This window comes from uncultured Sphingomonas sp. (assembly GCF_913777625.1).
Classification (GTDB): Bacteria; Pseudomonadota; Alphaproteobacteria; order Sphingomonadales; family Sphingomonadaceae; genus Sphingomonas.
In genome coordinates, this window is sequence record NZ_CAJYTI010000010.1 from 367506 (window position 1) to 393956 (window position 26451).

Annotated in this window: 26 protein-coding genes and 1 pseudogene; 22 read left to right on the forward strand and 5 right to left on the reverse strand. The window is 68.9% G+C overall.

The features are described from left to right. The first annotated feature begins 1 nt into the window (after position 1). The 3 genes and pseudogenes from QZ814_RS06730 to QZ814_RS06740 all read left to right on the forward strand — a co-directional run. Positions 2–976, forward strand: a complete 975-nt coding sequence (locus QZ814_RS06730; protein ID WP_294330376.1) for an alpha/beta fold hydrolase — start codon at positions 2–4, stop codon at positions 974–976. Positions 977–1027: 51 nt separating this feature from the next. Then, positions 1028–1420, forward strand: coding sequence for an NADH:ubiquinone oxidoreductase subunit NDUFA12 (locus tag QZ814_RS06735; protein ID WP_294330377.1), 393 nt, complete (start codon positions 1028–1030; stop codon positions 1418–1420). Between the two features lie 185 nt (positions 1421–1605). Continuing rightward, positions 1606–1842: pseudogene (locus tag QZ814_RS06740) on the forward strand (DUF2155 domain-containing protein); the annotation flags it as partial. Between the two features lie 35 nt (positions 1843–1877). On the opposite strand, the gene aat reads toward QZ814_RS06740, so the two are convergent. The 3 genes from aat to QZ814_RS06755 form a co-directional block, all read right to left on the reverse strand. Continuing rightward, positions 1878–2603: a leucyl/phenylalanyl-tRNA--protein transferase gene (gene aat / locus QZ814_RS06745; RefSeq protein ID WP_294330378.1), complete on the reverse strand. Its 726-nt coding sequence runs from the start codon at positions 2601–2603 to the stop codon at positions 1878–1880. Next, complete coding sequence (locus QZ814_RS06750; protein WP_294330379.1) at positions 2600–3340, reverse strand: ParA family protein; 741 nt, start codon at positions 3338–3340, stop codon at positions 2600–2602. Before QZ814_RS06750 ends, aat begins: the two co-directional genes overlap by 4 nt. A gap of 85 nt (positions 3341–3425) precedes the next feature. After that, positions 3426–3815 (reverse strand): hypothetical protein, encoded by a 390-nt coding sequence (locus QZ814_RS06755; protein ID WP_294330380.1) that lies wholly within the window; start codon positions 3813–3815, stop codon positions 3426–3428. 218 nt (positions 3816–4033) lie between these two features. Between QZ814_RS06755 and QZ814_RS06760 the strand changes: the two genes are divergently transcribed. Beyond that, positions 4034–4531, forward strand: coding sequence for a hypothetical protein (locus QZ814_RS06760; protein ID WP_294330381.1), 498 nt, complete (start codon positions 4034–4036; stop codon positions 4529–4531). A gap of 9 nt (positions 4532–4540) precedes the next feature. Here the strand turns inward: QZ814_RS06760 and QZ814_RS06765 are convergent, their stop codons facing one another. Together QZ814_RS06765 and QZ814_RS06770 are read right to left on the reverse strand one after the other, a co-directional pair. Then, on the reverse strand, positions 4541–5902 hold the full coding sequence (locus QZ814_RS06765; protein ID WP_294330382.1) for a GAF domain-containing sensor histidine kinase: 1362 nt from the start codon (positions 5900–5902) through the stop codon (positions 4541–4543). 109 nt (positions 5903–6011) lie between these two features. Next, positions 6012–6566 carry a DNA-deoxyinosine glycosylase gene (locus QZ814_RS06770; RefSeq protein WP_294330383.1) on the reverse strand — a complete coding sequence of 185 codons (555 nt, stop codon included), beginning with the start codon at positions 6564–6566 and terminating at the stop codon, positions 6012–6014. A gap of 68 nt (positions 6567–6634) precedes the next feature. Between QZ814_RS06770 and QZ814_RS06775 the strand changes: the two genes are divergently transcribed. From QZ814_RS06775 to ftsA, 18 genes are all read left to right on the forward strand, one after another. Then, positions 6635–6964: a DUF962 domain-containing protein gene (locus tag QZ814_RS06775; protein WP_294330384.1), complete on the forward strand. Its 330-nt coding sequence runs from the start codon at positions 6635–6637 to the stop codon at positions 6962–6964. Positions 6965–7010: 46 nt separating this feature from the next. After that, complete coding sequence (locus QZ814_RS06780) at positions 7011–8003, forward strand: cysteine synthase A (RefSeq protein WP_294330385.1); 993 nt, start codon at positions 7011–7013, stop codon at positions 8001–8003. Positions 8004–8088: 85 nt separating this feature from the next. After that, positions 8089–8379 carry a hypothetical protein gene (locus QZ814_RS06785; RefSeq protein WP_294330386.1) on the forward strand — a complete coding sequence of 97 codons (291 nt, stop codon included), beginning with the start codon at positions 8089–8091 and terminating at the stop codon, positions 8377–8379. A gap of 495 nt (positions 8380–8874) precedes the next feature. Continuing rightward, a complete protein-coding gene (locus QZ814_RS06790; RefSeq protein ID WP_294330387.1) occupies positions 8875–9357 on the forward strand; it encodes a division/cell wall cluster transcriptional repressor MraZ in 483 nt (160 codons plus the stop codon). Next, positions 9354–10301, forward strand: a complete 948-nt coding sequence (rsmH, locus tag QZ814_RS06795; protein WP_294330388.1) for a 16S rRNA (cytosine(1402)-N(4))-methyltransferase RsmH — start codon at positions 9354–9356, stop codon at positions 10299–10301. The genes QZ814_RS06790 and rsmH overlap by 4 nt, the downstream gene beginning before the upstream one ends. After that, positions 10301–10984 carry a hypothetical protein gene (locus QZ814_RS06800; protein ID WP_294330389.1) on the forward strand — a complete coding sequence of 228 codons (684 nt, stop codon included), beginning with the start codon at positions 10301–10303 and terminating at the stop codon, positions 10982–10984. Before rsmH ends, QZ814_RS06800 begins: the two co-directional genes overlap by 1 nt. Beyond that, positions 10981–12684 carry a penicillin-binding protein 2 gene (locus QZ814_RS06805; RefSeq protein ID WP_294330390.1) on the forward strand — a complete coding sequence of 568 codons (1704 nt, stop codon included), beginning with the start codon at positions 10981–10983 and terminating at the stop codon, positions 12682–12684. The genes QZ814_RS06800 and QZ814_RS06805 overlap by 4 nt, the downstream gene beginning before the upstream one ends. Then, positions 12681–14096: a UDP-N-acetylmuramoyl-L-alanyl-D-glutamate--2,6-diaminopimelate ligase gene (locus QZ814_RS06810; RefSeq protein WP_294330391.1), complete on the forward strand. Its 1416-nt coding sequence runs from the start codon at positions 12681–12683 to the stop codon at positions 14094–14096. The genes QZ814_RS06805 and QZ814_RS06810 overlap by 4 nt, the downstream gene beginning before the upstream one ends. 268 nt (positions 14097–14364) lie before the next feature. Beyond that, positions 14365–15750 carry a UDP-N-acetylmuramoyl-tripeptide--D-alanyl-D-alanine ligase gene (murF, locus tag QZ814_RS06815; protein WP_294330392.1) on the forward strand — a complete coding sequence of 462 codons (1386 nt, stop codon included), beginning with the start codon at positions 14365–14367 and terminating at the stop codon, positions 15748–15750. Continuing rightward, complete coding sequence (gene mraY / locus QZ814_RS06820) at positions 15738–16811, forward strand: phospho-N-acetylmuramoyl-pentapeptide-transferase (RefSeq protein ID WP_294330393.1); 1074 nt, start codon at positions 15738–15740, stop codon at positions 16809–16811. The genes murF and mraY overlap by 13 nt, the downstream gene beginning before the upstream one ends. Then, positions 16808–18145, forward strand: a complete 1338-nt coding sequence (murD, locus tag QZ814_RS06825; protein ID WP_294330394.1) for a UDP-N-acetylmuramoyl-L-alanine--D-glutamate ligase — start codon at positions 16808–16810, stop codon at positions 18143–18145. The genes mraY and murD overlap by 4 nt, the downstream gene beginning before the upstream one ends. Continuing rightward, positions 18142–19374 carry a putative peptidoglycan glycosyltransferase FtsW gene (locus QZ814_RS06830; RefSeq protein ID WP_294330395.1) on the forward strand — a complete coding sequence of 411 codons (1233 nt, stop codon included), beginning with the start codon at positions 18142–18144 and terminating at the stop codon, positions 19372–19374. Before murD ends, QZ814_RS06830 begins: the two co-directional genes overlap by 4 nt. After that, positions 19371–20522, forward strand: a complete 1152-nt coding sequence (gene murG, locus QZ814_RS06835) for an undecaprenyldiphospho-muramoylpentapeptide beta-N-acetylglucosaminyltransferase (RefSeq protein ID WP_294330396.1) — start codon at positions 19371–19373, stop codon at positions 20520–20522. The genes QZ814_RS06830 and murG overlap by 4 nt, the downstream gene beginning before the upstream one ends. Positions 20523–20534: 12 nt before the next feature. Next, positions 20535–21947 (forward strand): UDP-N-acetylmuramate--L-alanine ligase, encoded by a 1413-nt coding sequence (gene murC / locus QZ814_RS06840; RefSeq protein WP_294330397.1) that lies wholly within the window; start codon positions 20535–20537, stop codon positions 21945–21947. A gap of 196 nt (positions 21948–22143) precedes the next feature. Further along, entirely contained in the window at positions 22144–23034 is an 891-nt protein-coding gene (gene murB / locus QZ814_RS06845; RefSeq protein WP_294330398.1) for a UDP-N-acetylmuramate dehydrogenase, read from the forward strand. A 169-nt stretch (positions 23035–23203) separates the two neighbouring features. Continuing rightward, a complete protein-coding gene (locus tag QZ814_RS06850) occupies positions 23204–24124 on the forward strand; it encodes a D-alanine--D-alanine ligase (protein ID WP_294330399.1) in 921 nt (306 codons plus the stop codon). Next, entirely contained in the window at positions 24121–25101 is a 981-nt protein-coding gene (locus QZ814_RS06855) for an FtsQ-type POTRA domain-containing protein (RefSeq protein WP_294330400.1), read from the forward strand. The genes QZ814_RS06850 and QZ814_RS06855 overlap by 4 nt, the downstream gene beginning before the upstream one ends. Continuing rightward, positions 25101–26363, forward strand: coding sequence for a cell division protein FtsA (gene ftsA, locus QZ814_RS06860; RefSeq protein ID WP_294330401.1), 1263 nt, complete (start codon positions 25101–25103; stop codon positions 26361–26363). The genes QZ814_RS06855 and ftsA overlap by 1 nt, the downstream gene beginning before the upstream one ends. Positions 26364–26451 lie beyond the last annotated feature (88 nt).

Sequence of the window (26451 nt, forward strand, 5' to 3'; positions counted from 1 at the left end):
GATGTCGTCCTGGTGGTCCGTGGTTCTGCCGCTTTCGCTCGCCCTGTCCGCTGCGCCTGCCGCAGCGCAAACGCCCGCCGAAGCCGCCATCGAGGCGCCGGGGCCGCAGGGAGCGCTGGCCGGCACGCGGATCGCCCCGGCGCCCGGCAAGCCGGTGGTGCTGATGCTTCCGGGTTCGGGCCCCACCGACCGCGACGGCAACAACCGGCTGGGCGTGCACAGCGACAGTACCAAGCTGCTGGCGCAGGCGCTGGCGGCGCGGGGCATCGGATCGGTGCGGGTCGACAAGCGCGGGCTGTTCGGCAGCAAGGCGGCGATCGCCGATCCCAATGCGGTGACGATCGGCGACTATGCGACCGACGCGCACCGGTGGATCGACGCGATCCGGGCCAAGACCGGCGCCCGTTGCGTATGGGTGCTGGGCCATAGCGAGGGCGGGCTGATTGCGCTCAAGGCCGCGCAGGCGCCGGAGGGCATTTGCGGCCTGGTGCTGCTCGCCGCCGCCGGGCGGCCGATGGGCGTGCTCCTGCGCGAGCAGCTGGCGGCGAGCGGGCTGCCGCCGGCGATGCTGGCCCAGGCCGATGCGGGCTTCACCCGGCTGGAGCATGGCGAGCGGGTCGATCCCGCCACCGTGCCCCCGGTGCTGATGTCGCTGTTCAACCCCGCGGTGCAGGGCTTCCTGATCGACCAGATGGCGCTCGATCCCGCCAAGCTGGCCCGGGCCTACCGCGGGCCGGTGCTGATCGTGTCCGGCGCGCGAGACATCCAGGTCGCCGCCGCCGATGCCGAGGCGCTGCATCATGCCCGGCCCGACGCGACGCTGCTGGTGGTGCCGGGCATGACGCATGTGCTGAAGGCAACCGACTCGGAAGCGCGTGCCGCCAACCTCGCCACCTATCGCGATCCCGCGCTGCCGCTGGCGCCGGGGCTGGCCGAAGGGATTGCCGCGTTCCTCCTCGCGCATTCGGCGCGTTGAGCCGCATCGGAACCTTGCCGAGCCGCGCGCTTGGCGGTATCGGGCAGGGTCATGGGACTTCCTTTTCCGATCTTCACCTGGTGGAACGGCGCCACGTTCGGCACTCGCATGGGCCTGCGCGGCAAGACGCGTGTCGGCGAGGACTCGCTCGGCAACCTCTATTATGAGGGCGGCCGTGATCCCAATGGCATCCCGCGCCGCTGGGTGATCTACAAGGGCTCCAACGACGCCAGCCGCATTCCGCCGGAATGGTTCAGCTGGCTGTCGCACCAGATCGAGGGCGCGCCGGACGAGGCGCTGCCGCCGGTCCGCGCGTGGCAGAAGCCCGCCGAGCCGAACCTGACCGGCACCGAACTCGCCTATCGCCCGCCCGGCGCGCTCGAAAAGGGCGGCCAGCGGGTCCGTGCGACCGGCGATTACGAGGCCTGGACGCCCGACGCATGAAGGCTGCCGCGGCGCTGGCCGCGCTCGCGCTGGCCGGATGTTCGGGTGGCGGGAGCGGCAAGGGTGCCGCTGCGGGCGACAATGCCGGTGACGAGATCGTCATCACCGGCGCAACCGCCAATCAGGGCGTGGATACCGTTGCGGTCGGCCCTGATTCGGCGACGGTCGATGCCGCCGCCACCCCGATGCGCGAGCGCGTCGCGGTGCTGGGCGTGCTCAACAAGCGCAACGGCGTCGAGCGCGAAATCACGCTGAAGCCAGGCCAGGCCGCGCGGATCGACGGGCAGATGACGGTCCGCCTGCGCGCCTGCGAGCGCACCGCGCCCTGGGAGCAGGACCGGCTGACCGGCGCCTTCGTGCAGATGGACCTGCGCCGCGAGGACAAGAACTGGCACCGCGTCTTCTCCGGCTGGCTCTACAAGGAGCAGCCGGCGCTCAACGTGGTGCAGAATGCGCTTTACGACGTCTGGCCCAAGAGCTGCGCGATGACCTTCCGCGACAGCGGGCCCGATACCGTGCCGGCATCGTCGCCGGGCGCATCGAGTGCGAAAAGGTCGCCTGAGGCCGACGGCAATGCCGCGGCGCCGGCGGAGGCCCCGAGCGCCTCGCCCAGCAACGCGACATAGGCGTCCCGCGGAATCTCGATCGCGCCGAACGAGGCGAGGTGATCGGTGATGAACTGGCAATCGAGCAGCTGGAACCCGCCTGCCTTCATCCGCGCGACCAGATGCGCCAGCGCGATCTTGGAGGCGTCGCGCACCCGCGTCACCATCGACTCGCCGAAGAACGCCCGGCCCAGCGCCAGCCCGTAGAGGCCGCCGGCGAGCCGGTCGCCGTCCCAGCATTCGATCGAATGGGCGTGGCCCTGCCGGTGAAGCTCCAGAAACACGCGCTCGATCGAGCCGTTGATCCAGGTCTCCGGCCGATCCTTCGCGGCTTCGGCGCACAGCTGCAGGATGCCGGCGAAATCCTGGTCGACCGTCACGCGGAAGCGATCGGCCAGCAGGGTTTTCCGCAAGGATCGCGACAGGTGGAATTGGTCGAGCGGGAGGATGCCGCGCAGCTTCGGCTCGACCCAGTAGATCGACCCGGCGTCGCGCGAATCCGCCATCGGGAACACGCCCATGGCATAGGCGCGCAGCACGATCGCCGGGTCGATGTCCCTTGCGCGACGGCTCGTCACGGCCGGGCGGCGGTTTCGCCGAGCATGCGTTCGACCACCTGCCACGCGTCGTTGAACGCGCGCGCGCCCGCACTGCGCGGGGCGAAGGCGCCCACCGGCGCCCGCTGCACGGCAACCGACTCGATGATGCTCGCCATCGGGATCACCGGCCAGTCCGGGTGACGGGCCAGCGCCTCGGCATGGAGCTTGCGGCGGCGATCCACCATCGCGTGCACCGGCAGCAGCGGCACCTTGGCGCCGCGCTGGCCGAGATGCGCCGCCACCTCCTCGAACGCGCGCTGCGACAGCGGCGAGGGGACGACGGGCACGACAATCAGATCGGCGGCGCGCATCACCTGCTCGCTGGTCTCGGTAAGCCCGGGCGGGCAGTCGAGCAGGATGCGGTCATAGTCCTGGGTGAGATCGCCGAGCAGCTTGCTCAACCGCTTCTTCTTGTCGAGCGCGTGGAACAGATGGTCGAGCTGGCGCAGCGAGCTGTCCGCCGGCAGCAGGTCCAGCCGGTCCACCGCCGTCCCGCGGATCAGCTTGGCGGCAGCGACGTCCTTGGAGAAGATCGACTGGGCGGGATGCTGCCCGGCCGCATCGCCGCCGAGCAGGAAGGTGGAGGCGGCCTGGGGATCGAGATCCCAGAGCAGGGTGCGCCGCGCGGATCGCATGGCCGATGCCCAGGCCAGGTTGATCGTCAGCGTTGTTTTGCCAACGCCGCCCTTGAGACTGTAAATCGCAACGGTGGCCACTGGAGTCTCCTCGCCCGTGAAGCTGGCATGAAAAAAGCCCGGCGGAAATACCCGCCGGGCCTTGTTTTTGCGTTGCAGCGGCGGCTCAGGCCTTGCAGCTGTGGGTCGAACCGTCGGCCAGGGTGACCTTGGCTGCCTTGGCGGTGCCGTCGAGCTTGTAGCCGCCTTCGCCGACATAGGGCTTGCCGGCTTCCGGCGCGGTCAGCAGGACCGACTTGGGCGAATCCTTCTTCTCGCGCAGCGCGACCATCTTGCCGCCCTTGAAGAAATCGGCGGCGAGCAGGGTGTTGCCCGGCTGGCAGCGGAACGCCACCGTGGTCTCGATCGTCGGCGGGGCTTCGACCGGAGCGGCGTTCGCAAGCTGCGAAGCCATGGGGTCCGGCGCGCGGCTGTCGACCACTTCGGGCTTGTTGTTACAGGCAGCGAGCGAAAGCAGCGCCACGACGGAAAGGGCGAGGGGGGAGGCGTTTTTCATAGCGAAGGGTGCTTTTCCTCAGGCGGTAATCATCGTCAAGCGAAAACGGGATATATGGTCTCACCCGATGGTGCGGCGCAACGATCCAGACGCAATATTGCGCGCGAAGGGGGGATCCGGACACTCGGGAATGCTGCCGAGGATCGAAGAAGTACCTCATTTACCGTGCTTGACCGCGCCGGAGCGACTGCGCAGGGAAGCAGGCGGAGGACATTCGTATGAAGCCTGGCTTGTGCTGGATCCTGTTGCCGCTGGCGCTGGGCGCGTGTGGCGGAAGTTCCGTCGAGAACGCCGCCGACGATCCGGCCAATGCCGCCGTCGCGCGCGGTCCGATGCTGGGCAGCGTCGACCTGTCGGCGCCGCTGCAGTTGCACCCGGTGGCGGGGAAGGGCTGGACCCTCGATCTCGCACCGGGGCGGATCCTCTACCGGCCGGCATCGGGCGCGGCGGTGCCCTTCTATCCGGTCTCGCCGCAGGTGAAGGGCGGCCAGGCGGTGTTCCCGACGCAAACGCCGGAGGGCGCGCCGGTGACGATCACGCTGCGGCCTGAGCGCTGCGGCGACGGCGCGCCGCTCGCCGCCGAGATCCAGATCGGCGGGCAGCGGCTGCAGGGCTGCGGACAGCCGCAGACCATCGAGCAGGTGCATCGCGACATGTACAACGAAGCGCTCGCGCTGCCTTATGATGCGGGCAACGCCGACAACGGCAGCGACTAGGCCGCAGGGTCAGGCGGGCACGGGCGTTCGCGCCGGCGCCGCCGGCAGGGTGAAGGCGAAGGTCGCGCCGCCGCCGGGGGTGTCCTCGGTCCAGATGCGGCCGCCATGTCCTTCGATCAGGTGGCGCGAGATGGCGAGCCCGAGGCCCATGCCGTGCTCGCGGTGCGTGCCGTCGCGGAGCCCGGGCTGGAACAGCGTCGGCTTCACCGCCGGGGCGATGCCGCGGCCATTGTCGATCACCCGCACCACCACCATTTCCGGATCCAGTCGTTCGGTCGCGATGGTGATCGCGGACGCGGGGCGTCCCTCGCACGCCTCGGCGGCGTTGCGCAGCAGGTTGGCGAGCACCTGAACGATCTGGATGTTGTCGAAGCGGGCCTGCGGCGCATCGCTGCCGATGGCGACCGTCACCGGCGGAATCCGTCCCGGTGCCGCTGCACGCACGACCAGCACCGCCTCGTCGATCACCGTCGCCAGCGAACGGGTCTCGAGCAGCAGATCGTCCTGGCGCACCATCCGTCGGATGCGGCGGATGATCTCGCCGATGCGATGCAGCTGCTGTTCGGCGGACAAGGCGAGCGCGCGGGCAGACTCGTCGCCGGCAGACGACATCCGGAGGGCCGCCAGATAGTTGGTCGCGGCGGAGAGCGGCTGGTTGAGTTCGTGCGCCACCGTCGCGGCGATCGATCCCAGCGCGCTGGCGCGGGTCAGCTCCAGCATCTGCCGCTCGATCACGCTGCGTTCGGCCAGCATCCGGTCGCGTTCTTCGATCCGGGCGCGCAGTTCGTGGTCGACACCGATCCGGTGGTCGGCAAGCGTGACATGGCTCGAAAGGGTTTGCAGGAAGCGGATCTCGGCGTCGCTGAACCGGCCGCAGCAGCGCCGGCCGAAGGCAAGCGTGCCGAGCAGCCGGCCTTTGTGGAGCAGCGGAGTGCCGTAAAAGGCCTGCATGCCCATGCCGCGCGCGACCGCGTGGCGGGGGTCGTCGGACTGCTGGATGTTCTCGCCGATCATCACCTGGCGGTCCTGCGCCAGCGTGCTGCACACGCCATGGGCAATCGGCACGCGACGCCAGTCGGCCATCCGCGCATCCGGCACGCCGCTCCACGCGACCAGGTCCAGCGCCTGCCCGGCCTCGTCGAACGCGTAATGGAAGAACACGTCGAGCCGGATGACGCGGCGGATGCGTTCGAAGATTCGGTCGAGCGCCGGCGCAAGCGCTTCGGCCTGGAGGAGTTCGGTGGCGCTATCGGCGAGCAGTTCGAGCAGCTGCTCGTGCAGACTCGTGTCCTGACCGGGATCGCAACCGAAATCCCCGACGGGATCGCAGCGGACATCGGTCGGGCGGGGAGGATCGCTGCCGGTGATCATCGCATGGGTGCTCAGGATGCAGCCTGACCTGGCGGCGCGGCAAATGCTATTCCGTATTGCTACTGAGTCGCAGCTTTCCCGGGGTGCCAGGAGGGAAAATGCGCTATTGCTACTCGTTATCACTGATATAGGTGCGCAGCATCGTCCAGGCAGGCTGCTTTGCGGCGATGCCGATGGTGTGCAGCGGGCTCGACGAAGGGAGCGCGACGATCGTGTAGCGCGCGGCGGCGCTGCCGAGCTGGCGCATGCCGTGGCGGTGCGCGGTCGCGCCGTTGAAGGCGATGGCGCGCAGGTCGGGCAGCTGCGCGGCAAGCGCGGCGATGTCGTGCGGGTCGATGTCGCGCAGCGCCGCGTCGGTGCTGCCCGGCCGTGTGGCGCTGGCGACCACGTCCCACAGGCCGATTCGCGCGGCCTTCAGCGCCTCCAGACGCGCTGCATAGGGCAAGGCGACCAGATCGCGATCGGCGGCGGGCGAAAGCAGCTGCCAGAACTGATTTTGCGGATGCGCATAGTAGCGCCCGGCTGCCAGCGAGCGTTCGCCGGGCAGCGATCCCAGCACCAGCAGCCGGGTATCGGGTGCAACGACGGGCGGAAAGCTGTGCTTGCGATCGGGCATCGCGGCGAGTCTAGGCCGGCGCTGGCCGTGCGGGAAGGGGGACGCCATCCCATCCCTTCTGCCTTCTGGTCCATGGTGGCTTTTCGCCGGGGGCGAAAGCGGGTAGGCTCGACGCAATGGCCCGCACGATCACCCGCTACCGGGACTTCTGGCCCCATTATCTGCGCGAACATGCCAGGCCGGCGACGCGCAGGCTCCATTATATCGGCACCGGGCTCACCTTCCTCGCGCTCGCCGCGGGCGTGCTGCTGAACCGCTGGTGGTTCGTCGCCATCCCCTTGGCCGGCTACGGCTTTGCCTGGGGCGCGCATTTCGGGGTGGAGCGCAACCGCCCGGCGACCTTCACCTATCCGCTCTGGTCGCTCGCTTCCGACTACCGGATGTTCTTCCTGTGGATCGCCGGCCGGCTGGGCCCGCATCTGAAGCAGGCCGGCGTCGCGCAATAGATTGCGTTGCTTGCCTCTGGCGGGGGCGCGCTCCTATCTAGCCGCCATGCACGTTTCCCAGAACACGCTCGCGCTGATCGGCAATACCCCGCTTGTCCGGCTCAAGGGGCCGAGTGAGGCGACCGGCTGCGACATCTTCGCCAAGTGCGAATTCGCCAATCCAGGCGCATCGGTGAAGGATCGCGCTGCGCTCTACATCGTCAACGATGCGGAAGCGCAGGGCACGCTGGCGCCCGGCGGCACGATCGTGGAGGGGACGGCGGGGAATACCGGCATCGGCCTGGCGCTGGTCGCCAACGCCAAGGGCTATCGCACGATCATCGTGATGCCCGAGACCCAGTCGCGCGAGAAGATGGACACGCTGCGCGCGCTCGGCGCCGAGCTGGTGCTGGTGCCGGCCGCCCCCTATTCGAACCCCGGCCATTTCGTCCACACCAGCCGGCGGATCGCCGAGGAGACGCCGGGCGCGATCTGGGCCAACCAGTTCGACAATATCGCCAACCGCAAGGCGCATATCTACGGCACCGCCGAGGAGATCTGGACGCAGATGGAAGGCCGCATCGACGGCTTCACCTGCGCCGCGGGCACCGGCGGCACGATCGCCGGGGTCGGCCTGGGATTGAAGGCGAAGGATGAGACCGTCACCATCGCGCTCAGCGATCCGCATGGCGCCGCGCTCTACGAATATTATGCGTGCGGCGAACTGCGCGCCGAAGGGTCCTCGGTCGCCGAGGGGATCGGGCAGGGACGGATCACCAGCAACCTGGAAGGCGCGCCGATCGACACCCAGTTCCGCATCTCCGACGAGGAAGGGCTGGAATGGGTCCGTCGGTTGCTCGCCGAGGAGGGGCTGTGCCTGGGGCTGTCGTCCGGCATCAACGTTGCTGGCGCAGTCCGGCTGGCGCGGGCGCTGGGGCCGGGCAAGCGGATCGCGACGATCCTGTGCGACACCGGCTTCCGTTACCTCTCGACCCTGTACAACCCCGTCTGGCTCGAGGCGAAAGGGCTGCCTGTCCCGGCATGGTTGACGCCGCGCTGAGGCTTTGCTCGACAAGCGCACGCTTGCGCGTTACATTTATGCCACAGTCATGAAATTCGGTTCGCATCAGGATCCAGCACAGGCGATGCAGCGCATCCGCGTCGGCATGACCGGCCTTGCGGCCGTGATCCTGTTGATGGCCTTGTCCTTCATGATCCTGTCCTCGGCCAATCGCGAGGCGCCGGTGCGGGCGGCGGGTGCCTCCAATGCTGCCGTCGTCGCCAACCTTACCGGCGTCGACAATGCCACGGCCGATCGCACCCGCGACGAGCCGCTCGCGGAACTAGGCGTCGCGCCCGGCGCTGATTCGGCGGATCCCGGGGCTGCGGCCAAGGCGCGCGAACAACTTCACCAGCAGGAAGCCGCCGGCCACTGACGCCGACTCCGGGCTGGCGGGGGAGGGTGCCCCACCTGCCAGTCGCGCGGGGATCGCACGGGATTTTGCCCCACCTTTCGGGGACGCAACATCCCGGTCGCGCCGCCTCGATGCGCGAGCTCCGGAAAAATTCATACGTCGCATTGGTTTGCTGCTTGTCCCTCAAGGCAGCGGCATTTCTGTCCGCTTGTGCCCTCGTTCGGCGCGGAGGCGTGCGATCCCAGCAGCATTAAGCATTTTGCCGCATCGCAGGACCGTGGCGTGAGAAGAAACAATGAACAAACAGGGGGCATTACGTGAAAAGCGACCGGCGGTGGCGCGGAGTGGCGCAAATTCCCGCTCTGTCCCCAACTCTCCCGTTGTTTCCCGTCCTATATTGTGATTAAAAGGGCACACTAAAGGGGGGCACGAACCCTTTTCTCCTGAACATCACCAGCTGGGCACGATCCGCGTGATTCCGGCGGCGGGAGAGTCGTGCCTGGCTTGGGATTTGGCGTGGCAGACAGGGAGCTCTTCGAGGGATTTGCGCTCCAGGCGGTCGACCAGAAAGGTCGCGTCGCCATACCCGCCGACCTGCGCGCTGCTGCCGAGCGCAATGCCGAGGTCCGCCAGATCGTGATCGGCGTGCATGCGGAGGATCCGTGCCTCTCCGCCCACGACACCGGCTGGTCCCAGAAGAAGTATGAACGCATCGACAAGCTCGACCAGCAGGCGCTGGATCGCGGCGAGCAGCCGAGCGTGCGCCCCAAGCGCCGCGCCTTCGGCCTGGTCGAGAAGGCGCCGTACGACGACAGCGGGCGCTTCGTGCTGCCGCCCTTCTTCCGCGCCAAGGCGAAGATCCAGAAATGGGCCTTCTTCGTCGGCAGCGGCGACACGTTCGACATCTGGTCCCCCGAGGAACTGCTGGCGAGCGAGACCGCCGACCCCGAACTCAAGGAAATCTGCCTGTTCCTGATGCAGCAGAAGGGGGCATTGTGACCGACGCGCCCCATATCCCCGTGCTGCTCGACGAAGTGCTCGATGCGCTCGCGATTCAGCCCGGCGAACGCCATGTCGACGGTACCTTCGGCGCCGGCGGCTACACGCGCGCCATGCTCGGCGCCGGTGCGCAGGTCGCGGCGTTCGATCGCGATCCGACCGCGATCGCGAACGGCGCGCGGCTGGTCGCGGAGAGCGACGGCACGCTCACCCTCATCCACGCGCCGTTCAGCCGGCTGGCCGAAGAGCTCGACGCACGCGGCCTGGCGCCGGTGGACGGGGTGGTACTCGATATCGGCGTTTCCTCGATGCAGCTCGACCAGGCCGAGCGCGGCTTCTCGTTCCAGCAGGACGGGCCGCTCGACATGCGCATGGCAGGCGAGGGGATGAGCGCGGCCGACTGGCTCAACAGCGCCGACGAGGGCGAGATCGCCGACGTGCTGTTCCACTATGGCGAGGAACCGCGCGCTCGCCGCGTGGCCAAGTTCATCGTAGAGGCGCGGCCGCTGACCCGCACCTCGGAGCTGGCGGCGGTGGTGCGCCGTGCGCTCGGCCATCGCCCGCACGACAAGAAGGATCCCGCGACGCGGACCTTCCAGGCGGTGCGCATCCACATCAACCGCGAGCTGGACGAGCTGACCGACGTGCTGGCCGCGGCCGAGCGCGTGCTCAAGCCCGGCGGCCGGCTGGTGGTGGTGACCTTCCACAGCCTCGAGGACCGGCTGGTCAAGCGCTTCTTCCGCGAACGCAGCGGCAGCACGCCGGCCGGTTCGCGGCATCGCCCGGCGGTGGGGCCGCGGGCGGAACCTAGTTTTGAAACACCCGCCAAGGCCGTGCGCCCTGGCGAGGCGGAGTTGGTGCGTAACCCGCGCGCCCGTTCGGCAACGCTGCGCGCGGCGCGGCGGACCGACGCGGCGCCGTGGACCGGGGATGGAGTGGCGTAATGGCGGTCTATGGCTTCAGGGGGCTTGGCTGGTTCCTGTGCGTCGCGGTCGTGGCGCCGACCTGCTATATGGTGAACTCGCACGGTGCGGCCGAGCGCGCCAAGCTGAAGGCGACGCAGGTCGCCATCATCGAGGCGCAGAAGGATATTCGCGGGCTGGAAACCGAGTTCGACACGCGCGCCAACATGGCCCAGATCGAGCGCTGGAACGGCGACGTGCTGGCGATGAACGCGCCCCAGCCGCAGCAATATCTGGCGAGCGCGAGCGGCCTTGCGGCCTTCGACCAGCCGGCGACGGCGGTTCCGGCTTCCGCGGGCGGTGCGGCCAAGGTGCAGACGGCGGCGCTGGTGATCCCGACCGGCAGCCGTCCGGTGGAGACGGTGCCGGCAGCGACGCCGGTCGCCACGGCGGCCGTTGTGACCAAGCCTGCCGCCGCCGTCGCCGCGGCCAAGCCGGTGGCGACCGCCGCGGCGGCGCCGGTCAAGGTGCCGACGGTCAAGGCGGCCCCGTCCACCGTCGTCCGCGTCGCCGCGCGGGACAGCAAGCCCGCCGAGGATCTCGGCAAGCTGATGCAGAAGGTCGACAAGGCGCGGCTCGCCAAGCCGGACCGGCCGCTGCTGAGCGCCGCGACGATCAGCGACCTGCGCCGAGTGGCGAAGCGCGAGCAAACGGCGCAGCGATGATCGTCGTCGTCGCCCCTCCGACGCGGGCGCGCGGTTCGGGCGACGGGCGCGAGGCGCTCGTTGCCACCGCGCATGTGCGGCTGATGATCCTGGCGATCCTGTTCGGCGCGGGCGTGCTCGCGATTCTGGGCAAGCTCGCCTTTCTCGCCTGGTCGGCGGGGCCCGCCAGCCCGCGCGACCTGACCAACGCGCTGGTGCCCGCACGCGGCGACATCGTCGATCGCAACGGCACGCCGCTCGCGCGCAGCATCGATGCCTGGACGATCGCGATCCATCCCAACCAGGTGATCGGCGACAAGACAGCGCTTGCGCAAAAGCTCGCCGAGCTGATCCCGGAGCGCAGCCAGGCGCAATATTATGCGCTGCTCAACAGCGGCAGCGGCTTCGCCTTCCTCAAGCGCCGTGCGCTGCCCGAGCTGGTCAACCAGATGAACGCGCTGGGCGAGCCGGCGATCGAGTTCCAGCGCGAGACCGACCGGCTCTATCCCCAGTCGGACATGGCGGCGCACGTCCTCGGCTATCTCGACGACAAGGGGCACGGCGTCACCGGCATGGAAAAGGTGCTGGAGAAGCGCCTGACCGACCCGGCGCTGCGCGGCAAGCCGGTGACCCTGTCGCTCGACACCCGCGTCCAGGCGGCGCTGGAGAGCGAGCTTGGCCGCGCGATGGTTGACCTGCAGGCGCGCGGTGCCGCCGGCGTGGTGCTCGACGTGCATACCGGCGAGGTGATCGCGATGACCTCGCTGCCCAGCTTCAACCCCAACCAGCTGGGCGGGCCGCCGCCGCGCAACAACGTGACCCAGAGCGTCTATGAGCTGGGCTCGACCTTCAAGCCGATCGCGGTGGCGACGGCGATCGATTCGGGCACGATCACCTCGATGTCGCGGCGGTTCGACGCCACCGCGCCGATGAAGGTCGGCCGCTTCACCATCCATGACGACCGCGGCGACGAGCAGTTCCGCTGGCTCAACATCCCGGAAACCTTGATCTATTCGTCCAACATCGCGACCGCGCGGATTGCCGACGAGCTGGGCGCACAGAAGATGCAGGACATGTTCCGCCGCCTCGGCTTCGACCAGCGTCCGAGCATCGAGATCGGCGCGGTGCGCCCGCTCTGGCCGGCCAACTGGGGGCGGATCACGGTGATGACCACCGCCTATGGACACGGGATCGCGGTGACCCCGCTGCACCTCGCCGCCGCCTATGCCGCGATGGTCAACGGCGGCATCTGGCATCCGGCGACGCTGATGAAGGTGGATGCCGAGCATCCGGTGCAGGGCAGGCGGGTGCTGCAGGAATCGACCAGCTACCGGATGCGCCAGCTGCTTCGCCTGATCGTGCTCAAGGGCACCGGCCGCAAGGGCGAGGCGCCGGGCTACCGCGTCGCCGGCAAGACCGGCACCGCCGAGGCCGCGAGCGAGGGCGGCTATGACCATCATCGCAACGTCTCGACCTTCGCGGTGACTTTCCCCGCCGACGCGCCGCGCTATGTGGTGGTGGCCATGCTCGACTCGCCCAAGGCCAATGCCAATACGCCGCGGACCACTGCGGCCTGGACCGTCGCGCCGGTCGTCTCGCGCGTGATCGCGCGGACCGGCGCCCTTCTGGGCATCGCGCCCGACAACGCCAAGGACATCGACGAAAGCGAGCTGCTGCCGCTGGTCGATCGCTCCCCTGAGCCGAAAGCGAGCGCCGAATGAAACTGGGACCATTGATCGGCGGCGCGGACGACGCGGTCGTTACCGGATTTGCGATCGACCATCGCAAGGTCGCGCCGGGCACCATCTTCGGCGCGTTCGAAGGCGCCAAGGTGAACGGCGAGGACTTCATTCCCGCCGCCGTGCAGGCGGGGGCGATCGCTGTGGTCGCGCGCCCTGAGGCGAAGGTCGAGGGCGCGGTGCACATCGCCGATGCCAATCCGCGCCAGCGCTTTGCCGGGCTCGCCGCGCAATTCTTCGCGCCGTTCCCGGTAACGACGGCGGCGGTGACCGGCACCAACGGCAAGACCTCCACCGTCGAGATGACCCGCCAGCTGTGGCGGATGGCGGGCTTCCACGCCGCCTCGATCGGCACGCTGGGGGTGACCACGGCCGACGAGCGCGTCTCGACCGGCCTCACCACGCCGGACATCGTCACCTTCCTGTCGAACGTCGCGGGGCTGGCGCGCGAGGGCGTGACCCATGTCGCCTTCGAGGCCTCGTCGCACGGCCTGTCGCAGTACCGGACCGAGGGGCTGCCGGTGCGCGCGGCGGCGTTCACCAATCTCAGCCGCGACCATCTCGACTATCACGGCGACATGGCGACCTATTTCACCGCCAAGATGCGCCTGTTCGCCGAGGTGCTGGCGGAGGACGGCACCGCCGTCGTCTGGGCGGACGATCCGCATGCGCCGCAGGTCGAGGATCTCGCGCGGATGCGCGGCAACCGGCTGATCACGGTCGGCGAGCATGGCAAGACGCTGCGGCTGATCGGCCGCACGCCCTCGCTGCTCGGCCAGACGCTGGAGATCGAGGCGGAGGACAAGCTCCACACCGTCAAGCTGCCGCTGATCGGCGCCTATCAGGCGGCGAACGCGCTGACCGCCGCCGGGCTGGTGATCGCAACCGGCGGCGATGTCACGCAGACGCTCGCCAACTGCGCGCGGCTGCAGCCGGTGCGCGGGCGGCTGGAGCGGGCGGTGATCGCCGCCAATGGCGCGCCGGTCTATGTCGACTATGCCCATACCCCCGATGCGCTGGAGGCGGCGATCGCGGCGCTGAAGCCGCATACCGAGGGCCGGCTGATCCTGGTGTTCGGCGCCGGCGGCGACCGCGATCCGGGCAAGCGCGAACTGATGGGGCAGGTGGCGGCGTCGGGCGCCGATGTCGCCATCGTCACCGACGACAATCCGCGCACCGAAGATCCCGCCGAGATCCGCCGCGCGATCCTCAAGGGCGCGCCGGAGGCGACCGAGGTCGGCGACCGCCGCGCGGCGATCGCGGCGGCGATCGCGATGGCCGCGCCGCACGACATCGTGCTGGTCGCCGGCAAGGGGCACGAGCAGGGCCAGATCGTCGGCGAGATGGTGCTGCCGTTCGATGATGTTGCTGTCGCAAGGGAGTGCGCGGCGTGAGGGGGTTTCTTCTACAATCCTCCTCTGCAAGGCCGCGCATTTGCCGATGCGTTCCACCCCTCCCCCCTTGCGGGGGAGGGAGAGGGGGGCGATTTGCGTTCCGCAAATCGCGCGGTTGCTGTGCAACCGCTCACCCTCTCCAAGCTTCGCTAGGCGCTAAAGCGCCAAGCTGCGCTATCCTCCCCCGTCAAGGGGGAGGATCGGTAGACCTGGCGTGCTGGCACATTCCAAATGCGACCTCCGTCCTCTTGCAGGGGAGGATTTGAAGATGACGTCGATGCTTTGGACCGCTGACGAAATCGCGGCTGCTACCGGCGGTCGCGCCTCGACCGACTTCGCCGTCTCCGGCGTAGCCTTCGACTCTCGCGAAGTCGGCCCGGGCGACCTGTTCCTCGCGCTCAAGGGCGAGAGCACCGACGGGCATCGCTTTCTCGATCAAGCCTTCGCGCAAGGCGCGGCCGGTGCGGTGGTCTCCGACCCGACCGCGCATCCCAGCGTCCAGGTGGCGGATACCACCGCCGCGCTGAACGCGCTCGGCGCCGCCTCCCGCCAGCGCTCGCCCGCCAAGATCATCGGCGTCACCGGCTCGGTCGGCAAGACCGGCACCAAGGAGGCGCTGTTCGCCGCGCTCGACCGGATCGATCCGGGCTGCGCGCACCGGTCGGTGAAGAGCTACAACAACCATACCGGCGTGCCGCTGAGCCTCGCCCGCATGCCGCGGAGCTCCCGCTACGGCGTGTTCGAAATGGGCATGAACCATGCCGGCGAACTCGCGCAACTGACCCGGCTGGTGCGTCCGCATGTCGCGATCGTCACCGCGATCGCCCCCGCGCATCTCGGCTTTTTCGATAGCGTCGAGGCCATTGCCGACGCCAAGGGCGAGATCTTCCAGGGCCTCGAGCCCGGCGGCACCGCGATCGTGCCGTTCGACAGCCCCTATCGCGACCGGCTGCTCAATGCCGCGCGGCCCCATGCGGCGAACATCGTCACCTTCGGGCTCGGCGAGGGCGCCGATTACCGGGCGGTCGAGACGATGCGCGCCCGCAGCGGCGGCACCTTCGTGATGGCGCGCTTCGGCGACCGCGAACTGAGCTTCACCATTTCCCAGCCGGGCGAGCATTGGGTGTCGAACGCGATGGCGATCCTCGCCGCGGTCGATGCGGTGGGCGGCGACCTCGAAGTCGCCGGCCTTGCGCTCGCCGAACTGGGCGGGCTGGCCGGGCGCGGCGCGCGGATGACCGTGCCGGTGGGCGAGGGCACCGCGCTGGTGATCGACGAAAGCTACAACGCCAACCCAAGCTCGGTGCGTGCCACGCTGAAGGTGCTCGCCGCCGAAGCCGGTCGCAAGGTCGCCGTGCTCGGCGAAATGCGCGAGCTGGGCGTGCATTCCGATGCGCTCCACGCCGAACTCGCCGATCCGATCGCGCAAGCCGGGGTGAGCCGTGCCATTTTGGTGGGTGAAGCGATGGCCCCGCTGGCCGCTGCGCTTGAGGGGCGGCTGGATTTCGTCCATGTGGCCGATGCCGCAGCTGCGAAGGCCGAGCTGGACTCCCTGCTCGCGCCGGGCGATGCGGTTCTCATCAAAGGGTCGAACGGCGTGCGGCTGGCGACGATCGTCGCGGCGCTGGCGGAAAGGCAAACATGCTCTATCTGATCGCGGAGCAGCTGGGCTTCCCCGGCGTCCTCAATCTGTTCCGGTATCTCTCGTTCCGCACCGGCGGGGCGGTGGCGACCGCGCTGCTGATCGGGCTGCTGGTGGGGCCGAAGTTCATCGGCTGGCTGCGGCTGCGCCAGGGCAAGGGCCAGCCGATCCGCACCGACGGGCCGCAGAGCCACCTCGCCAAGCGCGGCACGCCCACCATGGGCGGGCTGATGATCCTGACCAGCCTGACGCTTTCGCTGCTGATCTGGATGGACCTGCGCAACGCCTATGTCTGGGCGTGCATGTTCGTGACGCTCGGCTTCGGCATGATCGGCTTCCTCGACGATTACGACAAGGTGCGGAAGCAGAAGACCGCGGGCGTCTCGGGCAAGGTGCGGCTGATCGGCGAGTTCCTGATCGCCGGCATCGCCAGCGCGATCATCCTTTTCGCCGAGGGCAATACCCAGCTCTACGTGCCCTTCTTCAGCTGGGTGCACCCGAATCTCGGCTATTTCTACATCGCCTTCGCGGCATTCACGATCGTGGCGTTCGGCAATGCGGTGAACCTCACCGACGGGCTCGACGGGCTCGCGACGATGCCGGTGGTGATCGCGGGCATGGCATTCATGCTGATCGCCTATCTCGCCGGCAACAAGATCTACGCGACGTATCTTGGCATCCCGCACGTGCCGGGCGCGGGCGATCTCGCCATCTTCTGCGGTGCGATGATCGGGGCGGGCCTCGCCTTCCTTTGGTTCAATGCGCCGCCGGCGGCGGTGTTCATGGGCGATACCGGCAGCCTGGCGTTGGGCGGGGCGATCGGCACCATCGCCGTCACCACCCACCATGAGCTGGTGCTCGGCATCATCGGCGGCCTGTTCGTGATGGAGGCGCTGAGCGTCATCATCCAGGTGTTCTTCTTCAAGCGCACCGGCAAGCGGGTGTTCCGCATGGCGCCGATCCACCATCATTTCGAACAGCTCGGCTGGTCGGAGCCGACGGTGGTGATCCGCTTCTGGATCATCGCCTTCGTGCTGGCGCTGGCCGGTCTCGCGACGCTCAAGCTGCGGTGATCACCAGCCCCGCCTGGCGCGGCAAACGCTTCGCGGTGCTCGGGCTCGCACGCTCGGGCGCTGCGACCGTGCGTGCGCTGGTGGCCAGCGAGGCGGAGGTGCTGGCGTGGGATTCGAATGAGGCGGCGCGGGCCCAGGTTTGGGAGCAGCTGAAAGCGGATCGTCGCGATCTGGGAACTGAACCCGGCTTTCAGGCCAAGGACTGGGTAGCCTTTCCGATCGACCTCAGCCGCTTCGAGGCTGCGGTGGTGTCGCCGGGCGTACCGCTCAACCGGCATCCGGTCGCGAGCAAGGCTGCGCACTACGGCGTGCCGCTGATCGGGGACATCGAGCTGTTCGCGCAGGCGCGCGCTGATCTGCCGGCGCACCGCGTCGTCGGCATTACCGGCACCAACGGCAAGTCGACCACCACCGCGCTGATCCACCACATTATCGAGACTGCGGGCATTTCGACGCGGCTCGGCGGCAATATCGGGCTGCCGATCCTCGGGCAGGAGCCGCTGCCTGCGGGCGGCGTCTATGTGCTGGAACTGTCCAGCTACCAGATCGACCTGACCCGCAGCCTCGACTGCGACGTCGCGGTGCTGCTCAACATCACGCCCGACCATCTCGACCGCTATGACGGCTTCGAGGGCTATGCCGCCGCCAAGGCGCGGCTGTTCGGCATGCAGACCAAGGGCCATGCCGCCATCATCGGCATCGGCGACGCCGCCTCTGCGAACATCGCCCGGCAGGTGGCGCTCTCCGGCCGCAGCGAGGACGTGACCAGGATCGCTCCCGGCGTGTGCATGGACCAGTCGCGCTGGCCCGCGCTGCAGGGGCCGCACAACGCCCAGAACGCGCTCGCCGCGATTGCCGCTTGCGAAGCGCTGGGCATCGACCGCGTCGCGATCGACCGGGGGCTCGAGAGCTTCCCCGGCCTGCCGCACCGGATGGAGCGGATCGCCACCCGCAATGGCGTGCTGTTTGTCAACGACAGCAAGGCGACCAACCCGGAATCGACCGCCCCCGCGCTGTCGGCATTCCCGCGCCTCCACTGGATCCTCGGCGGCGTCGCCAAGACCGACAGCCTGGAGGCATGCCGCCCCGGCTTCGGCCATGTCGTGCGTGCCTATACGATCGGCGAGGCTGGACCGCTGTTCGCCGGCCTGCTCGAAGGCGAGATGCCCGTCGAGCAGTGCGGCACGCTGGAAGCCGCGGTCCGCGCCGCTGCCGCCAACGCACAACCGGGCGACGCCGTGCTGCTCTCCCCGGCCTGCGCCTCGTTCGACCAGTTCCGCGACTTCGAGGCACGCGGCGATGCCTTTCGTGCCGCGGTGGAGTCGCTCGGGTGAGCCGCCAGCCGGGAGATGCGGACGAGAACAAGAGCGGCCGACCGCGCATCTCCAATCAGCTCAGCCGCGCCAGCAAGTCCCGCGCGGGCATGTGGTTCTGGGAAGTGGACCGCGTGCTCCTCTTCCTGCCGCTGTTCCTGATCGCGATCGGGCTGGTGGCGGTCGCCGCCGCCTCGCCCGCGACCGCGCGGCGCTATTCGGACGCGGTGCATATCGTGCCGCCGATGTATTATTTCTGGCGCCAGCTGATGTGGGTGTGCATCTGCGTGCCGGTGCTGGTGATCGTCTCGATGCTGCCGACCTCGGCGGCGCGGCGGCTGTCGCTGGCCGGCGCGGTGGTGTTCCTCGGGCTGATGATGCTGCTGCCGATCATCGGGCACGAGGTGAACGGCGCGAAGCGCTGGATCGGCCTCGGCATTTCGGACCTGCAGCCGTCCGAATTCCTCAAGCCCATGTTCATCGTCTCGACCGCCTGGATCCTCTCCTTCCGCGCCAAGGATCCCGAGCTGCCGGTGATGATCGTGACGGGCGCGATCACCGCGCTGATCGCGGTGCTGCTGATGCTCCAGCCCGACTTCGGCCAGACCATTCTGTTCTCCACCGTGTGGGTGATCCTGCTGATGCTTTCCGGCATCTCGCCCGCTGCGATCGCGGGGCTGGGTGGGGTGGCGATCGGCGGCGTGGTCGCGGCGTATCTGTTCTACGGCACCGCGCGCACCCGCATCGACAATTTCCTGTTCCCGACCAAGGAAGCCGCGCTCGCCGATCGCTATCAGGTGGAGATGGCGCATGACACGCTGAGCGCCGGCGGGCTGTTCGGCGCAGGGCCCGGCAGCGGCCAGATCAAGTTCCGCCTGCCCGAGGCGCATACCGATTACATCTTCTCGGTGATCGGCGAGGAGTTCGGGCTGATCGCCTGCGCGGTGATCGTGCTGCTCTATCTCGCCATCGTCGTCCGCGTGCTGATGAAGCTGCTCGACGAGGAGGATCCGTTCCGGCTGCTCGCAGCGGCGGGGCTGGCCTCGCAGTTCGGCGTGCAGGCGCTGATCAACATGGCGGTGAACACCGGCATCGCGCCGTCCAAGGGCATGACGCTGCCGTTCATCAGCTATGGCGGCTCGTCGATGATCGCGCTGTCGATCGGCTATGGGCTGCTGCTCGCTTTCACGCGCCGAAACCCGTATCTGAAGCGGTCTCCCTATACCGGCCGCTGGAGCAAAGCCGCATGACCGAACGCCGTAGTTACGTCCTCGCTGCCGGTGGCACCGGCGGGCACATGGTGCCCGCGGCCGCGCTGGCGGTGGAGCTCGCGCGGCGCGGGCATCAGGTGGCATTGGTCAGCGACGAGCGCGGCGTGCGCTTTCCGGGCCTGTTCGAGGGGGTGGAGACGCATGTGCTCCCCGCCGGGCGACTGGGCGGCGGGCCGATCGGATATCTGAAGGCGGCGCGGCAGATGCTGGCGGGCCGGTCGATGGCGCGGAAACTCTACAAGCAGCTGCGCCCAGCCGCGGTGATCGGCTTTGGCGGCTATCCGGCCTTCCCCGCACTGATGGCGGCGTTCAGCGCGCGCATTCCCACCGTGATCCACGAGCAGAACGCGGTGCTCGGCCGGGTCAACCGGTTGGTCGCGGGCCGGGTGGCGGCGATCGCGACCTCGTATGACAAGGTCGAGCGGATGAAGCCGGGCTGGGCGGTGAAGACCCACCTCACCGGCAATCCGGTTCGCGAGGCGGTGCTGGCCCTGCGCGCCAAGCCCTATCCGATGCTTGAGGAAGATGGGCTGTTCCGCGTGCTGGTGACCGGCGGCAGCCAGGGCGCCTCGATCCTCAGCCAGGTGGTGCCCGACGGGCTGGCGCTGCTGCCGGTGCACTTCCGCCGCCGGCTGCAGGTGACGCACCAGGCGCGCATCGAGGACATCGAGATGGTTCGCGCCAAGTATCAGGAACACGAGATCCCCGCCGAGGTCGCGACCTATCTGCCCGACATGCCCGAGCGGCTCGCCTGGGCGCATCTGGTGATCGCGCGGGCAGGGGCCTCGACCATCGCCGAGCTGACCGCCGCCGGGCGCCCCGCAATCCTTGTGCCGCTGCCCAGCGCCACCGACGATCACCAGACCGCCAACGCGCGCGAGATCACCGAGGCGGGCGGCGCGCGGACCATCCCGCAGCGCGCCTTCACCGCGCCCGAGCTCGCCAAGCAGATGCAGAAGCTGGGGCTCGACACCAAGGCGCTGGAGAATGCGGCGGCGCGGGCGCGCGGCGTCGGCCGACCCGATGCGGTGCGCGACCTGGCGGACCTCGTTGAATCGATCCACGCGCCCAAGGCCCCGGTGGGCAAGGTGCAGAAGGCAAGCAACGGAAGGCCAGCTTTTGCGTAAGGATTTTGGCGCATGAAGGGCGTCGCCACCGACATCGGTACCATTCACTTCGTCGGCATCGGCGGCATCGGCATGTCGGGCATCGCCGAAGTGATGCACAATCTCGGTTACAAGGTGCAGGGCTCGGACGTCGCGGACTCCTACGTCGTGCAGGGCCTGCGCGACCGGGGGATTCCCGTCACTATCGGCCACGCCGCGGAGAATCTGGGCGAGGCCGCCGTGGTGGTCGTTTCCACCGCGATCGTGCGGACCAACCCCGAGGTGGAAGCCGCCTATCAGAACCGCATCCCCGTGGTGCGCCGCGCCGAGATGCTGGCCGAGCTGATGCGGCTCAAGTCCACGATCGCGGTGGCGGGCACCCACGGCAAGACGACGACCACCTCGATGGTCGCCGCGCTCCTCGATGCCGGCGGGGTGGACCCGACCGTGATCAACGGCGGGATCATCAACCAGTATGGCTCCAATGCGCGCCTCGGCGACAGCGACTGGATGGTGGTCGAGGCCGACGAGAGCGACGGCAGCTTCCTGCGGCTCGACGGCACCTATGCGATCGTCACCAATATCGATCCCGAGCATCTCGACCATTATGGCTCGTTCGAGAAGGTGAAGGCGGCGTTCGTCGAGTTCGTCGAGAATGTGCCCTTTTACGGCGCGGCGCTGCTGTGCCTCGACCATCCGGAAGTCCAGGCGATCATCCCGCGCGTCCGCGACCGGCGGATCGTCACCTATGGCTTCGCGGCCAGCGCGGACGTGCGCGGGGTGAACGTGACGCCGCATGCCGGGGGCAATCGCTTCGAGGCGATCATCCGCAATCGCGACGGCAGCACCCGCTCGATCGAGAATATCGAGCTGCCGATGCCCGGCCGCCACAATGTCCAGAACGCGCTGGCCGCGATCGGTGTGGCGCTGGAGCTGGGCATTCCCGATGCGACGATCCAGCAGGGCTTTGCCAAGTTCGGCGGGGTCAAGCGGCGCTTCACCAAGGTAGGGGAAGTCGCGGGCGCGGCGATCATCGACGATTACGGGCACCACCCGGTGGAGATCCGCGCGGTGCTCGCGGCGGCGCGCGAGAGCACGCGCGGCCGGGTGATCGCGGTGATGCAGCCGCACCGCTATTCGCGTCTGGGCAATCTGATGGACGAGTTCGCGCAGGCGTTCAACGATGCCGACATGGTGTATGTCGCCCCGGTCTATCCGGCGGGCGAGGCGCCGATCGAGGGCGTCCATGCCGATGCGCTGGTCGAGCAGATCTCGCATCGCGGGCACCGGGCGGTGGCGTCGACCACCGACGCGACGGCGCTGGCGACCGCGCTCGGCGGCGTGGTGCGCGAGGGCGACATGGTCGTGTGCCTCGGCGCGGGCGACATCACCAAGTGGGCGGCCGGCCTGGCGCCTGCGATCGCGGCTGCGCGGGGGGATGCGTGAGCCAGAACGCCGTTTCTTTTCTTAAGCCCCTCCTCCTGGGAGGAGGGGTTTGGGGGTGGAGGGATGCCAGACCAGACGTTGGTCTCGGTGAGACACCGCCCCACCCCAACCCCGCATCAAGTGAACAGCGCCCCGCGCTGTTCAGGCGCTGCTGGGAGCAGCGTCGACCTGATGCGCCTGAAGGGGAGGGGCTTTGATGTCTGGCATGCCTCCCGTTCGCGGCAAACTCACGCCCAACGCCCCGCTTGCGCCGCTCGTCTGGTTCAAGAGCGGCGGCGCGGCGGAGTGGCTGTTTGAGCCGGCCGATGCCGACGACCTCGCATCCTTCCTCGCCGCGCTCGATCCAGCTACGCCGGTGATGGGCCTCGGCCTCGGCTCGAACATGATCGTCCGCGACGGCGGCGTGCCGGGCGTGGTGATCCGCCTCGGCAAGGCCTTTGCCGCGGTCGAGCAGATCGACGACACGACGCTCCGCTGCGGCGGCGGTGCCTCGGGTATCCTCGTCTCGTCCAAGGCGCGCGACTGGGGAATCGGCGGCATCGAGTTCCTGCGCTCGATCCCCGGCACCGTCGGCGGCTTCGTGCGGATGAACGGCGGCGCCTATGGCCGCGAGACCTGCGACATTCTCGTCGAATGCGACATCGTGCTCCGCTCGGGCGAGCGCCGCGTGCTGGCCAATGCCGATCTCGGCTACACCTATCGCCACAGCAGCCTGCCCGAAGGCGCGATCGTGGTCAGCGCTACCTTTCGCGGTTTCCCCAAGACCTCGGAGGACATCCAGGCCGAGATGGACCGCATCGCCGCCGCCCGCGAGGAATCGCAGCCGCTGCGGTCCAAGACCGGCGGCTCGACCTTCAAGAACCCGGAAGGCCACAAGGCCTGGGCGCTGGTCGACGCGGCCGGCTGCCGGGGCCTGCGCCGCGGCGACGCGCAGGTCAGCGAGAAGCATTGCAACTTCCTCCTCAACCTGGGGGAGGCGACCAGCGCCGATATCGAGGCGCTGGGCGAGGACGTCCGCGCGCGGGTCAAGGCGCAGTCGGGCGTCGAACTGGAGTGGGAGATTCAGCGCGTGGGAGTGGCGAAGTGAGAATGCGTACCGGTCGTGCTGAACGGCGCGGCTCCACTACCACCGTCATCCCCGCGCAGGCGGGGATCCATTCGCCTGCGCGTTCGCGGCAGGCGCCGATGCCTCTCCACCAATGGATCCCCGCCTTCGCGGGGATGACGGCGGGGCTTTCAGGTCTTGGAGGCGCCCGGTGGTGACCCCCCTCCACATCGCCGTGCTGATGGGCGGCTGGTCGGCCGAGCGCGAAGTCTCGCTGATGTCGGGCAACGGCGTTGCGGATGCGCTGGAGAGCCTGGGCCACCGCGTCACCCGGATCGACATGGACCGGAACGTCGCCGCGCGCCTCGCCGAGGCGAAGCCCGACGTGGTGTTCAACGCGCTCCACGGCACGCCGGGCGAGGATGGCAGCGTCCAGGGCATGCTCGACCTGATGGGCATCCGCTATACCCATAGCGGCATGGTCACCTCGGTCATCGCGATCGACAAGCAGCTGACCAAGCAGGCGCTGGTGCCGCACGGCATTCCGATGCCCGGCGGCCGCATGGTGTCGCGCGAGGAGCTGTACCGGCAGGACCCGCTGCCGCGTCCCTATGTGCTGAAGCCGGTCAACGAGGGCTCGTCGGTGGGCGTGGCGATCGTCACCGCCGAGAGCAATGTCGGCAACCCGATCCATCCGGATGCGCGCGGCCCCTGGCAGGAGTTCGAGCAGCTGCTCGCCGAACCCTTCATCCGCGGGCGCGAGCTGACCACCGCGGTGCTGGGCGACCAGGCGCTGGGCGTGACTGAGCTCAAGCCGAAGAACGGTTTCTACGACTACGACGCCAAGTACACCGACGGGCTGACCGAGCATGTCTTCCCGGCGCAGATCCCCGACGACGTGGCGGAAGCGTGCAAGCGCATCGCGCTCGACGCGCACCGGCTGCTCGGCTGCAAGGGCGCCTCGCGCGCCGATTTCCGCTGGGACGACACCCAGGGCGTCGACGGGCTGTTCCTGCTCGAGGTCAACACCCAGCCCGGCATGACCCCGCTCAGCCTGGTGCCCGAACAGGCGCGCCATCTGGGCATCGACTATGCTAGTCTCGTGCAACGGATCGTCGAGGAGGCATTGTGAGCCGCAGGCCCGCCCAAGCGCAGCGCGCGACCACCCGGCGCGGCGACAAGCCGAAGCCGCGCGGCACCGCGCGCCGGCCGCAGCGGGCGGGCGTGCTCGACCAGGCGATCGCGGGCATCCCGCTGAGCCCGGAGACGCTGCACAAGCTCACGACGTGGAGCATCGTCGGCGCTGTCGGCGCGGTGGTGCTGACGATCGGCATTCTGGCGGGCGTGCCGCAGATGATCGGGATCGGCTTCGCGCAGGCGGTAGGGGACGCCGGCCTGCGCGTCGACGAGATCCAGATCGACGGGCTCAAGCGGATGGACCGCGCCACCGTCTATGATCAGGTGCTCGACCAGAATTCGCGCGCGATGCCGCTGGTCAATCTGGCCGAGGTGCGCGCCAAGCTGCTGACCTTCCCCTGGGTGAAGGACGCCCGCGTCTCGCGCCGGCTTCCCTCGACGCTGCACATCGCGATCGAGGAGCGGACCCCCGCCGCGGTCTGGCAGAACCATGGCCAGCTGATGCTGATCGATCCCTCGGGCGTCGCGCTGGAGCCGGTATCGCCCGAGGCGATGCCCGAACTGCCGCTGCTGATCGGCGAGGGCGCCAACACCCAGGAGGCGGCGCGCATGCATCTGCTGGAGACGCAGCCCAGCCTCAAGCCGCTGGTCAAGGCGATGAGCTGGGTCGGCAATCGCCGCTGGGACGTGTATTTCACCTCGGGCGAGAAGCTGCAGCTGCCGGAGGGCGAGGACGAGGCGGTCGCGGCGCTGCGCAAGTTCGTGGCGATCGACGGCACGCAGCGGCTGCTGGGCCGTGGCAATGTCGGATTTGACATGCGCGTTCCAAACAAGTTGGTTGTGCGCAGACAGGGCGTCATCGAGCCGCCGCCGCCGGTTTCCACGGCGCCGGCAGCCCCGAGCGCCCCGGGGAAGACGACGACACCGACCACAACGACACCGCCGGCGGGCACCGGCACGGGGGAAGGCTGATGGCGAAAGTAGCGCCGGAAGGGTTGATTACCGCGCTCGACGTAGGCTCGTCGAAGGTCTCGGCGCTGATCGCGCAGCGGACCGACGAGGGCAATCTGATCGTGCTCGGCACCGGTCAGCGCGAGAGCCGCGGCGTGAAGCGCGGCTATGTCGCCGACATGCACGCCACCGAAATCGCGATCCGCGAGGCGGTGGAGCAGGCCGAGCGGATCGCCGGCTTCAACATCGAGGATGTCTGGGTCAGCTTCTCGGCGGGCGGGCTGGTCTCCAGCGTCGTCAAGGTCGAGGCGGATCTGGGTGGCCACCGCGTCGAGCAGGCGGATATCGACGATCTGCTCAAGGCCGGGCGCGGGGCGATCGACCCGCAGGGGCGGATGGTGCTGCATGCGCAGCCGACGCGCTACACGGTGGACGGGCTGGGCGGCGTCAAGCGGCCGCTCGGGCTGCATGCCGATCGGCTGGGCGTCGACGTCCACGTCGTCACCACCGAAGGCTCGCCGGTGCGCAATCTCGACCTGTGCGTCCGCTCGGCGCATCTCGAGGTCCGCTCGATCATCGCGGCGCCGGTGGCGACCGGGCTCGCCTGCCTCACTGAGGAAGAACGCGAACTGGGCGTGGCGCTGGTCGAGATCGGCGCGGGCGTGACCAACGTGTCCGTTTTCGCGCAGGGCGTGCTGGCTGGGCTGGCCTCGATTCCCATGGGGTCGGCCGACATCACCGACGACATCGCCGCCGCCTTCGGCACCGCGCGCGCCTGGGCGGAGCGGACCAAATGCTTCCACGGCTCGGCGAACCTCAGCCCGCGTGACAATCGCGAGACGATCGATGTCGCGCCGGCCACCGCCGACGAGGGAGTCGAGGGGCCGCGCATCACCAAGGCGGCGCTCAATACGGTCATTCGCCAGCGGCTGGAGCGGCTGATCGCCGAGATCAGCAAGGAGCTGAAGAAGCTCAATTTCCAGGATCCGGTGGGCCGCCAGATCGTACTGACCGGCGGCGGCGCCGAATTGGCGGGAATTGCCGACTATGCCCAGCAGGCGCTGGGCAATGCGGTGCGCGTCGGCCGGCCGCGGGGCTTGCTCGCCATGCCCAATGCGCATGCCGGGCCCGCCTTTTCGACGCTGGCCGGGCTCACCCAGTTCGCCGCGGCGGATCCGATCGACCTGCGCACGCTGGAGCCCAGCCGGCACCAGCTGGTGACGCGGGCGAGCCCGGGCGCGCTGTTCCAGCGGTTGATCGCGGCGTTCCGGGCGAATTATTAAGGAAAAGCGTCCGGCGGGGTGATATCGGCTAGAGTCGTCGCTCCGGTTCGTGCATCACAGAATATCAGGTTGTGCAGCGCGCGCGAGG